The sequence below is a fragment of the Acetobacterium carbinolicum genome (genome assembly GCF_047456275.1).
Taxonomy (GTDB): Bacteria; Bacillota; Clostridia; order Eubacteriales; family Eubacteriaceae; genus Acetobacterium; species Acetobacterium carbinolicum.
This window is the reverse complement of sequence record NZ_CP173357.1, coordinates 1419697-1433167: the sequence shown is the minus strand read 5'-3', so window position 1 is coordinate 1433167 and position 13471 is coordinate 1419697. Positions and strand designations below refer to the sequence as shown.

The window sequence follows — 13471 nt, the reverse complement described above, 5'->3', positions numbered from 1 at the left end:
ACTATGTATAAGGAGGTGAACAGCGATGAAACTGTCTTTAACCCTACTGAAAGAAAAACTGACAACCCTTGTAAAAGATGACAACATTGGTAGCTCAGGATCTTTATTGCACCTGGCCCATCCGCTTTTTTATGCCGGTCAGACCTGTTTAGATTCCCACACATTATATATAGCCAGTGCTGTAAAATTGCCACCCGAGCTGACCTTTATGCCGGCTTCGGCCTTGATTTGCATTGGTGAGCCCCCGCCCAGCTACTATAATGATGCGTTGGAGCTGCTGGTAATTGCCGATACTACCGATATTTTTGAACTAAGTAATGTCATTCATGAAATTTACGATATTTATGGAAACTGGAATTTAAAACTGCTGCGTTGTCTGCGCGAGAAAAAATCGCTGCAACATCTGGCGGATATTTCCCAACCAATTTTGGGAAATGATATGTTTGTGATGAACGGTGATTTTTATATGGTTGCCCACTCAACGATGCATGCCTCATATGACTCCCCGAACTTACATCTTGACGAATCGGGACGGATCCCCATCGAGCAGGTCAACTTGTTTAAAAATGATGCCGTCTACAAGAAAATCAAGAATGAAAAAAATGTTTTTATCTATCCAGCCGAAGTGATGCCCTTTCGGACCCTGTGCAAAAACATTTTTCTCAATGACACCTTTCTTTTTCGGATCATTGTCCCCGAAACCGCCCAACCCTTCTCTGATAGTGACAGCCAGATTTTAGAATATTTATCACAGCAACTGGTTCAGGATCCTGATTATCTTGCCACCTTTTTGCGCAGTAAGAATAGTCAATTGGCGACCCTGCTTGAGCATATTATGTTGGGCAACGCCTATAACCAAACTACTTTTGAGAAAGCATTGCAACAAATGGGTTGGTCGCAAACCAATCGTTATTGCGTGGTCCATATCAAACCCAGCTCTCAGGATCTTTACCACACCACGACCACCTATTTTTGCAATGTGATCATGCAGGATTTTCGACAGACCTTTGCATTTTCCCACAACCACAGTATTCTGGTAATCATCAACCTCGATCACCTTGAGGAATCCCGGGATGGGTATTTTAAGAAATTCAATCGGCTGGTCAAAGAAGGTAATTTTAAAGTAGGCTACAGCAATTACACGGTTGGCTTAAGCCAACTGAAAGAATATTTTCGCGAGGCCGAAATCGCCCTGGAAATCGGCACCCGCAACGATCCCACGAAAGCGATCCATAAATTCTGTGACGCAGCACTGCCCTACATGCTCAATCAGATCACCGCCGAATTGCCGGGCCAATTGCTGCTTTCGCCAATCCTCACGCGGCTTCTGGATTATGATCAAAAGAATCATAGCGACTATGTCCACACCCTGCGCGTGTTTCTCAATAACAATCACAATGCGGTTCAGACTGCCAAAGACTTGTTTATTCACCGCGCTACGATTGTATACCGGTTGGAGCGGATCAAAGAAATCGGTCAAACTGACTTGAAAAACAAAGATGATCTGCTGCACCTGGATCTTTCATTTGAACTGATCCAGCTGGCTACAAACTGAAAAAAGGGTGGTCACTAACCATAAATTGATTAGTGACCACCCTTTTGTTGTGATAACTGACTGTTGTGCCTAGTCCTTACTCTAAAAAGCGCCATTCATACGGCATACTTCCCAATCCGATTCTTAACCAGATCCGCTACCGCCTCGGTGGCTTCAAACAGGTCGTTGGCGTAGGCATCAGCTTTGATCCGGCTGGCGTATTCAGCCGTGACTGGAGCGCCGCCAATGATCACCTTGACCTGGGCGCGCAGTCCCGCCGCTTCAAGGGCGTCGATCATATTGTCCAGCTCCGGCAGGGTGGTGGTCAGCAGCGAAGACAGCGCCAGCACATCGGGCTTGTGCATCCGGACGGCTTCAATAAAGGTTTCCACCGGCACATCAATGCCCAGATCAATGACCGTGTAACCGCTGCCCTGAAGCATCATGATGACCAGGTTTTTGCCGATGTCGTGGAGATCCCCGGCCACCGTGCCGATCGCCACAATCCCTTTGGAGGTGCCGGTTGAACGGGACAGAATCGGTTCCATCACATACATCGCCGCATGGGCGGCCCGGGAGGCCATCAGCACATCGGTGACATAGATTTCGCCGTCAAACATTTTCTGACCCAGATCCTTAAAAGCCGGGTTGATCGCGGTTTGGATAATCTTGTCGGTGCGAATGCCGTAATTCAGGGCTTCCTTGGTTTTATTCATGGCGATCTGGGTTTCCCCGTTTTCGATGGCCTGCTGTAATTCGATTAATACTTTTTCCATATTCGGCCTCTTATCGTTTGTGTATTTTCCGGAACTGCGTCGGGGTGATTCCTTCAAATTTACGGAACACCTTGGTGAAATAGCCGGCATCCCCATAGCCGACCTTTTCGGCAATGGCCTGAATCTGATAGTGGGGATTAAGCAGCAGTTTCTTGGATTTGTCAATCCGAACTTTTAAGACATAATCCATGATCGACAACCCCAGCTGCTCTTTAAAGATCCGGCCAGCATAACCGGGACTGAGACAGGCAGCGTCGGCGATCGCCTCCACGGTCAGGTTGTCGGGGTAATGCTTGTCAATGTAGTCGGTCATCAAGCTGATATTGGGGTTTTCCGGTTTGACTGCTGCGGCCTCAAGCTGTTCCAGATAAGCATCAACGGCCTTGGACGTGATGACCGAGATGTTTTCTTGCGAAGTGGTCTGATAGATCTGGCCGATGGCCTGATCGTTGATGTGCAGAAACGGTGCCATTGCCAGCCCGATCCGGTTGACTACCCGGGACAGTACCACCAGCAGCTCGGTCATTTTGGCCCGCAACTGGGCCAGATTCTGGTGGGCTTCATAGCGCAGTCCGGAGATCAGCCCCTCCAGATAAGCTTTCGCTTTTTTACGGTTTTGCTGCAGCTGGACGATGATTTCATCCTCATCAAGCAGCGACCGGCGATCGCTTTTGTCCGCTTGTTCTTCCCGACTTTTATGGTTTTCGATTTCGGCATGGTAGAGCGTGCGCTGGCGGGCAAACTCCCGGGACTGTTCAAAATTTTCCCAGCCGGCTTTCATAATATAGTTGGCCACCACATACAGCAGGTAGGCCGAGGCCTGGACCTGATTGCCGGTGACAATGGCCAGCTCTCCCACCGCTTCAAACAATTCCTCAAAATCATCGGTGAGCGTCTGGTTCATCTTCCTGAGTTCAATCCAGAAAAATTCCTCCGGCTCCCACATCAGCACCTGGCCGCAGATAATTGTGCCGACATGCTCGCCGCCCAGGACAATCGGCGCCGCCCACTCGATCAGTCCCGAGGGACAGCGGAAAATATAGGGCTCGCCAAACAGCGCCGCCTGCTTGCCGGCCCGTTTGTAAGCAGCCTGACAGCGGTTCTTGCCGCCTTCCAGACTGTAGATAATACGGCAGAATTTACAGCATTTCTTAATTCCCTTGCGCGGAAAGATTGAAACCCCTTCGCCATCGACAATATTGGCCATCAGGCCGGTAGTGGTAGTGAAGGCGTCGAGAATTTCCTAGAGGGTTTTGATGTCGACCAGGTCGCTGAGGCGTTTTTGATTGGGCTTCCGGGATTCGTTGTGATCCATTGCTTCACCTGTTTAGTTTAATCTGTTATTTTTATCAGTATAGCATGATTTTTTTAAAAACAATATTAAAATAAAAACGTTGTTTTTTGTAAAGATGAAAACAACACAGCGGGTTGGAAGCGCTGTGTTGCTGTCGTTTTTTAGAATGTGATTATTTTTCTGGCACCGTGCCTTTTTTCATATACATCAACAACCCGATAAAACCACCCATAAACCCGCTGAGCAAGCCGCTGATGCCGTTGCCAATGGCGTTTGCCAGCACTGTTTCGGGGATTGGAACCCGTAACCAGTTCATCAGAAAACTCATGATCAAACCCATGACCCCACCGATTAGTCCAGTCAGTATCGCCTGTTTCATGCGAGTTTTTCGACTCTGTGCCATGCTTCAATCATCGAGCCTAACCGTGAATCGCCAACAAATAGAGAGTTTCCATTTTCATTCAGCAAAGTTGGAAAGAGTATGAAATTCCCGTATTTTCCATACTGTTTGGCACAGCGGATAGTCTCTGTGACAACTTCTTCTGTTGAAGCGCCAATATAGCTGGCTGGACCTGATGAATCCCAGCCACCTTCGACAATGAGTTGACCTTGATACTTTTTCATAATCCCTTCCAGATCATTACTGATCTGGGCCGAACTCCAGATTTTTGCCCCCATTTCCACGTAATCTTCAATAATCTTTTCACATTTTCCGCAGGTGTGCTGACAAAATATTACACCTCTGGACGTCACTGCCTCGACAATCCGTTGATGAGCAGGTTTGATGACTTTACGATAGACTTTTGATGACATAAATAGTCCGTTGGCAGTCGCTAAATCATCTAGATAGGTAATGACATCTGGCTGATAAGCATCAATAAAACGATTCATACAGGCAATTTTATAGTCGGCAAAAGCTTCGAAAAATTCCCGACAGGAATCAGGATCTTCAACCAGTGAACAAAGCGTATTTTCAAAGCCCATAAAAGCAGCCAGTCGCTCAAATAATCCGGTTGGACTATAAACATTAATAATCACCTCGTCCCGGTTCACACCCTCCAGTTCCATTTTGGCTGCTTGTTCAATACCTAAAGTATTCACATCTGGAAAACTGACATATTCTTTCCAGTCGGCGATATCATCAAATAAAAATTTATTTGGCTCAGGCATTTCGCCTTCTTTTGTCAAAATCCAATTGACACCAAAAACATCTATGCCTCCCATTGTTGGCTGATCAGCACAATCAGCTCCACCAACACAGATTTTATATAGTTCCATGATATTCGGTATAAACTCCGGCTTTTTTCCCTCGATCATCGCAAAAAAATTCTCTCTCTGATTCATCTTGTATCCTCCCCTTATTTATGCTTTTATTTTTAGTTCTTACTTAACCAGTTCTTTAGCCTTAACCGCCGCCGATCCGGCGTCAGCGGCATAACCATCAGCCCCGATTTCCGCGGCGAATTCCAGCGTTACCGGGGCACCGCCGACAATTACTTTGCAGTCACTCAGGCCACTGGCTTTAATGGTGGCAACCGCTTCTTTTAAGGCGGGCATGGTAGTGGTCAAAAGTCCCGAGCAGGCGATTAAGGTCACATTGTCATTTTCTCTGGCCGCTTCCACAAATTTTTTAGCAGGTACATCCACACCCAGATCCACCATCGTAAAGCCGGCACTTTCAATCATCATCGAAACCAGGTTTTTACCGATATCATGAAGATCCCCAGCGACCGTTCCGATGACGCAGGTTCCCAGTGAAGCGGCGTTGTCACCGGTCATCAAGGGCCGTAACACATCCACCCCTTTGGACATCGCCTTGGCGGCAATCAGCATTTCTGGTACGAAAATTTCACCAGCCGAGAACTTATCCCCGACTACGCTCATCGAATCCACCATCGCCTGGAGAATTTCGGCTGGCTGGCCACCAGCGTCCAACGCTTCCTGGACCGCTGCCCCGATCTTCTTGGACTTCCCTGCTTCCACCAATTCTTTGACTTCTGTAATTTTTGACATGTTTTCTTCCTCCTATTATAGTCGATTTTATATAAATGTGTGATTAACACGTTAACCCTAAACTGTTATTTTTTTACCGCGCCGTGAATTCCCTGGCGGTAAGCCCGGATATATTCGACGCAATATTCGTCGTCACCCATCAAGGCCTCGGTGGCAAAGATGATCCCCATTAAATCCCGATCAGTGGGATCAAGGATAGCACTGTCCAACCCGGCCATCATCGCCATGACTGTAAAGCCCATATTAACCGTTTTGCGGGCCGGCAGATTAAAAGAAATGTTGCTGATCGCCCCGGTAACGTGGATGGTCGGGTATTGATTCTTGATCTCCCGGATCACATCCGTCACCACCGCGATTCCCTCTTCCGAGGTGCAGAGCATTTCCACCAGTGGGTCGATATGCAGTCGCGAGGGGTCAATCCCGTATGCTTTAGCTTTGGCCATAATATCGGCAAACACATCCAGCCGATCCTTGGCGGTTTTGGGGATGCCCTTGTCGCTGTTAAGCAGTGCCACACATTCCCAGCTGGTGTCGGCAATGGCCGCAAATCCGACATCGACCTTGTTGCCTTCCATCGAAACCGAGTTAAAGAGCCCCGGTTTGTTGCAGTAGTTCATGGTCGCAATGCAGGTCTGTTCGTTGGGGCTGTCCACTGCAATCGGGGTCTCGGTGACTTCCTGGACGATGTCGATCAGCCATTTCATGGTCTCCAGCTCAACGTTATTCTCGACTGAAGCGCAGACATCGATATAGTCCACCCCGGCCGCCGTCTGAATCCGGGCCATATGCGTAATATACTCGGCATCCCGCGCCGCAATGGCTTTAGCCGTGGCGGGAATGGCGCCGTTGATTTTTTCTCCGATGATGATCATGCTTTGTTCTCCTAATTTCTCTTCATTATTTTTAATTTCCAGCCCGGCCAGAAAGGGCTCCAATGCCTTAAGGGTTGCCTCGCTGACCGCCAGCAGGGCTGGGCCGTCAGGTCCATCACACCATTCAAAAACTCTAGCCGATTTCATTTTAAATGATCGCCACCCGACTCTTTTGATTCCCAGAAGATTGCTGCACCAGATATTGGGCCAGTTGCAGCAGCACCGATGTTTTGCCGGATCCCAGAAAACCACCCAGTATCAATATTTTCAAAGCTTTCGCCTCCTGTTCCCATTTCTTTTGTATCTTTTATCATGTGTTATCGTATCAGCTCCTTCGTTTTTGTAATATCTGCATTATATCCGAATGAAAACGATGAAGATATGGACGAAATCACATCATTTTATGAAAATTCCCGCTTATTTTCCGAGACAGCATCCGGCCATTTCATCAAATGGTAAAATCCCGACATTATTTCAGGGAAAGATAGGATGATTCCGATATTTCCGGCAATAAAAAAAGACCTGGTGAACTCCAGATCTTTAATGCTTTTCTTGTGAAGATTTTATGATGTCTTTTTTTGCTGAGCCAACAGTCAACCACCAGGCATTGCTGATCAATTATTTAAAACTTACCAACACCGCGACTTAATCTCCCAGCAGCATTGCTTCCACCCGAACAAATCCCAAGCGGGCGATGGTCTGAGCAAAACGCTCCTTGGGCAGTCCCTGTTCTTTATAAAAGAAAATGATTTTCTCAATCAGATTTAATACATTTTCCGGATCGGTGAAAATTCGATTTAGCGGTTTACCGATGGCTATCTGTTTGCCCCAACGCCCACCAATCACAATTTGATAACCGATTCCCCCGCCGATGACGGCATCAAACGGACATTTGCCAATGCAAAGGCCACAGTTTTTGCACTTTTCCCGATTGATTGAAATCACACCGCTGTCGAACTGAACAGCTTCAACTCCACAGACTTTTTTGACCCCGCAATTTTTGCAATTTTTACATGCTTCGGAGTTTATAACTGGTATCCATTGTCCAATAATTCCCAAATCGTTAAGATTCGGCTTCATACAGTTGTTGGGACAGCCACCGACGGCGATTTTAAATTTATGGGGCAGCGCCAGATCCTTGTGCCCGACATAAAAGCGCTCATGAATTTCCCGGGACAACCCAAAGGTATCGATCAACCCGTATTGACAGGTACTGCCTTTACAGGCCGTAACCGGACGAACTTTAGCCCCGGTTCCCCCGGTTTCCAGTCCCGCAGTCGCTAAATGATTTCTGAAGTTCTCAATCTGTTCAAAGGGAATCCCCTGGCATTCAACCGTCAACCGGGTGGTCAGGGTCAGGTTGCCATTACCATATTTTTCGGCCGCTTCTACCATGCATCGCATCTCATCGGCGGTAGTCACCCCATTTCGCGTAATGACGCGTCCTGAGAACGCATCGGTTCCTTTGTTGTTTAAAAACCCCAAGGCTTTAACTTTTTTTTCTTCATCCTTACTGATTGTCAGTGTTGACATTTTATTTCTCGAAATAGGCCCTATTGTTAACTTTCTTTCTTATTTCATGTACATGTACATTTAGTATAGCACTTGCTAAACGATAATTAAAATGATAAGATTTTATATCACCGATAAGATTTACTTATATTAATAAATGTGCAAGGAGGTTCCATGGACATTCGTCATCTTAGAATTATGATTACTGTGGTCGAAGCTGGCTCCATGTCGGGAGCGGCAAAAAAACTCTATATCACCCAGCCTGCGGTCAGTCAGGTGATTAAAGAATTGGAAAACCATTATGGATGCCTGCTTTTTGAACGCTTAGGCAAAGGAATCTATCTCACTGAGGCTGGAAAACTGCTGTGCCGTCAGGCCCGGATGGTCATCCGGCAATTTGACACCCTGGAAGAAAACATGCTAAACATGCGGGATAGAGAGGTACTGAAAGTTGGCTCCACCATTACAGTGGGTGCCTGTATCATCCCCGGGCTGATGGTCGATTTTAAAACCTGTCATCCCAATGTTGATCCCTTTAACTTTGTAAATAATACCAAAATCATTGAAGAACAACTGCTCCAGTCCCAACTGGATATCGGCCTGGTGGAAGGCGAGGTTCGCCATCCGGATTTGATGGTCGAGCCCGTGATCCCGGATTATTTAGTGATTATCTGCAGCCCCCACCATCCATTTGCAAAACGAAAGCACATTGAGGCCTGGGAACTGGAAAATGAAACCTTCGTCATGCGGGAGGATGGTAGCGGCACCCGCGAATTATTTGAATCCTTTGCCCGAAGCAGGGACTTCCATTTAAAAATTGGCTGGGAGGTCACCGCTCCGGAAATCATCAAAACGATAGTTCAAAAAAACAATGCCCTAGCTGCCATTTCCATCCGACTGGTGGAAGATGAGCTAAAAAACGGCAGTGTTTATGCGATAAAACATCCAGAAAACAACTGGGACCGAAGCTTTAACCTGGTTTATCATAAGCATAAACAGATCACTTCCGGGATGCAGGGATTTATGGAGTTAACCCGGGAATTCGGTAGCCAGGAACTCCCCAGCGATCAGTCCTTTGGAACCCTGCAATAAGAAAACAAGCCCCTTGCCACCAGATCATCGTCTGGCTGCAAGGGACTTGTGTGCGTTTTAATTAATTAGCAGTTACTTCCCCACCGCACCAATCACCCCGGCCCGGAATGCTGCCATATATTTTTTCTCCGATTATAATCTTAATCGTTCCTTTTCGTTGTGTCTTAGATCAGCAGATTCATATAAAAATCAAAGGTTTCTTTGCTGAATCGTTCGAAATTTGCTTGAGCAAAGTCCGGGGTTAGCGGATATTTTTCTTTAAATTCAGCCCAATCGAACAAGTATTGAGACTTTGGCTTTGGAACCAATTTTTCGTCGAAGATAAAGCCTTCACTGTTAAGTGGCATTCCGAAGGATTCACCGGGGTTTTCATAGCTGGCATTGTCCCGAATATACTCAGTTAGCGCCGCCAAGGTTTCCAGATTCACTTCTTTTAAGGTCAGTGGATTCTTGTCAAAACCAAAAATGTAACCGCCACCAGGAAGCATAATATCCAGGAAGGCTTTAGCCCGGTTAACAATCTGGACCGGAGTATCCGTCTTCAATGAACTGCTGGGGAACAATCCGGTGAGTAAGAATTTCTTCCCAAGCTTATCCTTGATGGTCTGGGGATCACCGTATTCAAAAGCCATTTGACATCCGGCCGGAATTTCCGACAGCAGGATATCCAGATAACGGCTCCAATCGTGTTCACAGAACATATTGGGACGGGCGCCCACTGCCGCGTATTGCTGCAGCATGATTTTATAGGAAGGTAGATAAATCTCAACAAAATCTTTTTCCCGCATAAAGGTTGGCATATGCAAGGGAATAAAGACCGATCCTTCCGGATGGATATTTCCCGGCAACCCCCAATGATAAAGTAGTGGCATCACCGCCGCCGCAGCTTCCTGAAGCTGGGTTTTATAACGACGGACATCCATACTGATGCCCGAAAAGCTACGCAGCTGATCGGCAATAAAGTCCAGCGGGGCTTCGGTGAAATTAAAGGAACCCAGGGGACTGCCGGGATAATAGCCGTGAGTCTGGATCAGTTCAAAGAAGGTTGGCAGAAAGGCCATTTCGTCATTTTGCAAGGCCATCTTCCCCATTTGGATAGCGGTGGCCATTTTAATCGGATTTTTAGGATCGAGATTCTTATGCTGCCGGGGAATAACCGTTTCCACCAGAAAATCAAAGGTGTTATCAATCAATTGGGGATATTCGTCATCATTCATCCCGACCACCTCCGGGTGTTGAACAAATCCGCCATTCCCCATGACAAAGGACTGGGAGCCATAAAGCTGATACATCGACGGCGTCCGGGATAAGAGAAAGTTAGCCGGTGCCACCAGACAGGAATCGGAATAGATCTTAGCACAAAGTTCCCGGGCCGGATCAGCCAGCATCGCATAATTGAATTGAAAATCAAACAGGTTCTGACCACCATATTCTGCGACAAGATGCTGGGGCAGCGTTATCCCGATCGGCATCCGCTCGGGAATTGTGTTTGAATAGAAATCACTGTACAGTTTACCGCGTTGCTGTTGTAAGGCTTGAACATCGCTCATTTTTTTCCTCCATATAGTTAGTTAGATTTTGAACTAGAATAATTTTGCTACCGGGTTCCCCGATTGATGGTTAAAGGTTTACATTGTTACCATTATCTTAGCAAATTTTAAAGCGTCCTTCTGTCTCGCAAAAGACATAAGGACGCTTATTTTTGTAAATATTATTTATTTTAAGAAAGTTTAAATGTTTTCTGAGCAAAAATGACGCAGTTTTTCCATATTTATCACAATTATATGGTTTCTCTGGGTATCGATAACCTTTTCTTCCCTGAGTACTTTAAGATATTTGGCCACATTGGCCCGGTTCAGACCTACAAATTCGGCAATGGCCTGCTGCGAAAAGGGAATCCACTGGTTATGATCATTGGTGTTTTTCAAATAGATATAAAAGAAATTGCAGATCTTTTCCATCCCGGTTGAAAATAACTGGTTGGCTAATTCCTGACCATTTAAAGAAACCAATTTAATATAGGCACGATACATCGCCACGTTCAGGGCCGGATTGGTGTTAACATACCGCTCAAAGCCAATCCGATTAAAGACATAGACTTCCAGATCAGTCACAGCGGTAAAAGCAAAGGATCGCATCATTTCAATTTCCCCAGGAAAATAAAGGGGTGCCAGATAACCCTTGCCGTAAAATGACGAGGTTTTGACATTACCAGATTCATGAATAAAGGAACCAGACATCGTGCCGCAGGTGATATAATACATCTCATCCATCGGCTCTCCAAAGCCGTTGACCGGCTCGTTTTTCTGATAACGCCGGACCGAATTTCTGATCTTGGCAAAATAATCTTCAAACGCCGAAAAATCATCGGCAAAATAATATTGCAGCTCCATAGTGCCTGCCTTTCCATTCTGGATTGTCTCATAAAGCCGTTAGCTGCCTTTAAGTATACCGAAATAATTCGATTTTTTCAATGCGTGTTGCGTTTTTTTTGCTGCACCCGACAAATTCAATACAAAAAACACTCTTCACTGGGGAAAGTCAATTCCGCCGCAAAGAGTGTCTAAACTATGCTTCGTAAACGATCCTGCCGCTTAAAATGGTTTTAGCTACCGTCGTGTTAAGAATTTCTTCCGGCGTAGCTGTTAGTATGGGTGTATCAATTAAGACATAATCGGCCAAATTACCGACTTCAATGGAGCCCATTTTATCATCATCATGTGAAAAATAGGCTGAACTTTTTGTCCACATAATCAAAGCTTGCGCCGGTGTCAAAACCTGTTCGGGACTCCAGACCACGCCGTCAGCCACGCTTAGCCGGGTGATGGCACTATGGATGCCCAAAAACGGATTGCAATCCACAACGGGGCAATCTGAACTACCGCCGACCAGAACGCCGCCATCCATAAAGGTTTTATACTGCATATAACGTCCTGCCATCTCATCACCAATAATACTTTGTTCGCCCATCAGTGAATTGATGGTTGGCTGAACCGTAATGGGAATGTTATAGGCTTCAAGCAACGGAATCTGATCGGGCTGCATGACGGCATGGTGAATGATATAGTGTCTGGCATCATTATTATTCACCTTGTAGGCTTCAATAAATGCTGCAATGGCGATATCCGCTGATTTATCGCCGCAGCTATGAACGCCAATCTGCCAATTGTACCGGGCCCCTAACTTAGCAACTTCGAACATTTCCGCTGCCGAGATGGTTGTTTCGCCACTTGTTTCTGGAAGATGCTCATAAGGCTTTCGCATCGCCGCGGTGCCGGTTACCGGAATTCCATCAAAAAGGATCTTGATACCATTAATCTTGACCATTTCGTTGCCAAACCCGGTTACTGCCGGCATTTCTTCAATGCGCTTTAAATGAAATGGAATATCTCCGGCCGCCTTGTCCAGGTAAAACATCAGATTGGCCCGGTAGGATAATTTCCCGTTATTGGCAGCTTGTAAGTAGGCCTTCATATCATCGGGTGTCAGATTGGCATCAATGCAACTGGTGATCCCTGCCGCACTCATCACCTTGCCCATTTCTTCAATGCCCAATAGCCGTTGCGCTTCGGTTAACTCCGGTATCATCGACTCAACCATTCCCATTGCCGCCGGTTCATACAAAAGTCCATTGGGATTGCCATCGCTATCGCGCCCAATCTGTCCGCCATCGGGATCTTTTGTATCTCTATTGATGCCCGCAAGTTCCAGAACTTTTGAATTGACCACACAAACGTGATGACATAATCGACTGCAAACAATGGGATGATCAGTGGTCACCTGATCCAGGTCCGCTTTGGTTGGGGCGTCTTTAATCTCCCAGACCAGTTCATTCCATTCGCTGCCGCGGATCCATTCCCCTTTTGGTGTGGTGGCGACTCTGCTTTTTAAAAGTTCGATACATTCCTTCTTGGAATTAGCTTTCTTTAAATTGAGATGCGTCAGTTCCAGACCAGCATACATCGCGTGCATGTGGGAATCAATGAGCCCCGGAATCAGGACCTTGCCACTCCCATCAACAATTTGAGTCACCGAACCGACCATTTTTTCATCAAAATCCTTGCCTACGGCAATTGTTTTTCCATCTTTAGCTGCCACAAAACCATTTTCGATAACCGTAAAATCAGTTTTTCCGCCCCTTATTTCGGAAACTGATAGATCTACAGTATAGACCGTCACATTCTTTATGACTAGATCTGCTGTTGGTGACCATCTTTTTTTCATTGACCCTGCCCTCCATTTCACTTTTTGAGTGTGCGCTTTTAACCAAAAAAAGGGCGCTTTGAATAGCTCAAAACGCCCTTGTTTTTTCGATTAAATTAATTCAATCTTACACCATCTCAAACATTAATAATAGTAAAATTCGGAACTCTGCAGA

13 protein-coding genes are annotated in these 13471 nt (G+C 46.2%); 2 read left to right on the top strand and 11 right to left on the bottom strand.

Annotated features, from left to right (window positions below; all coding sequences use genetic code 11):
- The first annotated feature begins 25 nt into the window (after positions 1-25).
- Positions 26-1555: a PucR family transcriptional regulator gene (locus ACIZ62_RS06625; protein ID WP_414151535.1), complete on the top strand. Its 1530-nt coding sequence runs from the start codon at positions 26-28 to the stop codon at positions 1553-1555.
- Between the two features lie 95 nt (positions 1556-1650).
- Here the strand turns inward: ACIZ62_RS06625 and ACIZ62_RS06620 are convergent, their stop codons facing one another.
- The 8 genes from ACIZ62_RS06620 to ACIZ62_RS06585 all read right to left on the bottom strand — a co-directional run bounded on the left by ACIZ62_RS06620 (position 1651) and on the right by ACIZ62_RS06585 (position 8022).
- Positions 1651-2310 (bottom strand): B12-binding domain-containing protein, encoded by a 660-nt coding sequence (locus ACIZ62_RS06620; protein ID WP_186895250.1) that lies wholly within the window; start codon positions 2308-2310, stop codon positions 1651-1653.
- A gap of 10 nt (positions 2311-2320) precedes the next feature.
- Positions 2321-3550, bottom strand: coding sequence for a PocR ligand-binding domain-containing protein (locus tag ACIZ62_RS06615; protein WP_414151844.1), 1230 nt, complete (start codon positions 3548-3550; stop codon positions 2321-2323).
- Between the two features lie 226 nt (positions 3551-3776).
- Positions 3777-3983 (bottom strand): hypothetical protein, encoded by a 207-nt coding sequence (locus ACIZ62_RS06610; RefSeq protein WP_111887425.1) that lies wholly within the window; start codon positions 3981-3983, stop codon positions 3777-3779.
- Positions 3980-4948, bottom strand: coding sequence for a uroporphyrinogen decarboxylase family protein (locus ACIZ62_RS06605; protein WP_414151534.1), 969 nt, complete (start codon positions 4946-4948; stop codon positions 3980-3982). The genes ACIZ62_RS06610 and ACIZ62_RS06605 overlap by 4 nt, the downstream gene beginning before the upstream one ends.
- Positions 4949-4987: 39 nt before the next feature.
- Complete coding sequence (locus tag ACIZ62_RS06600; RefSeq protein ID WP_414151533.1) at positions 4988-5617, bottom strand: corrinoid protein; 630 nt, start codon at positions 5615-5617, stop codon at positions 4988-4990.
- A 65-nt stretch (positions 5618-5682) separates the two neighbouring features.
- On the bottom strand, positions 5683-6489 hold the full coding sequence (locus ACIZ62_RS06595; RefSeq protein WP_414151843.1) for a methyltetrahydrofolate cobalamin methyltransferase: 807 nt from the start codon (positions 6487-6489) through the stop codon (positions 5683-5685).
- Between the two features lie 148 nt (positions 6490-6637).
- Positions 6638-6760, bottom strand: coding sequence for a GTP-binding protein (locus ACIZ62_RS06590; RefSeq protein ID WP_414151532.1), 123 nt, complete (start codon positions 6758-6760; stop codon positions 6638-6640).
- A gap of 374 nt (positions 6761-7134) precedes the next feature.
- Positions 7135-8022 (bottom strand): 4Fe-4S binding protein, encoded by an 888-nt coding sequence (locus tag ACIZ62_RS06585; RefSeq protein WP_414151531.1) that lies wholly within the window; start codon positions 8020-8022, stop codon positions 7135-7137.
- 153 nt (positions 8023-8175) lie between these two features.
- Between ACIZ62_RS06585 and ACIZ62_RS06580 the strand changes: the two genes are divergently transcribed.
- Positions 8176-9093: a LysR family transcriptional regulator gene (locus tag ACIZ62_RS06580; protein ID WP_414151530.1), complete on the top strand. Its 918-nt coding sequence runs from the start codon at positions 8176-8178 to the stop codon at positions 9091-9093.
- Between the two features lie 164 nt (positions 9094-9257).
- On the opposite strand, the gene ACIZ62_RS06575 is transcribed toward ACIZ62_RS06580, so the two are convergent.
- From ACIZ62_RS06575 to ACIZ62_RS06565, 3 genes are all read right to left on the bottom strand, one after another.
- Positions 9258-10643: a hypothetical protein gene (locus ACIZ62_RS06575; RefSeq protein WP_414151529.1), complete on the bottom strand. Its 1386-nt coding sequence runs from the start codon at positions 10641-10643 to the stop codon at positions 9258-9260.
- 180 nt (positions 10644-10823) lie between these two features.
- Positions 10824-11486, bottom strand: a complete 663-nt coding sequence (locus ACIZ62_RS06570; RefSeq protein WP_414151528.1) for a Crp/Fnr family transcriptional regulator — start codon at positions 11484-11486, stop codon at positions 10824-10826.
- A gap of 175 nt (positions 11487-11661) precedes the next feature.
- On the bottom strand, positions 11662-13317 hold the full coding sequence (locus tag ACIZ62_RS06565) for an amidohydrolase (protein ID WP_414151527.1): 1656 nt from the start codon (positions 13315-13317) through the stop codon (positions 11662-11664).
- Between the last annotated feature and the right edge of the window lie 154 nt (positions 13318-13471).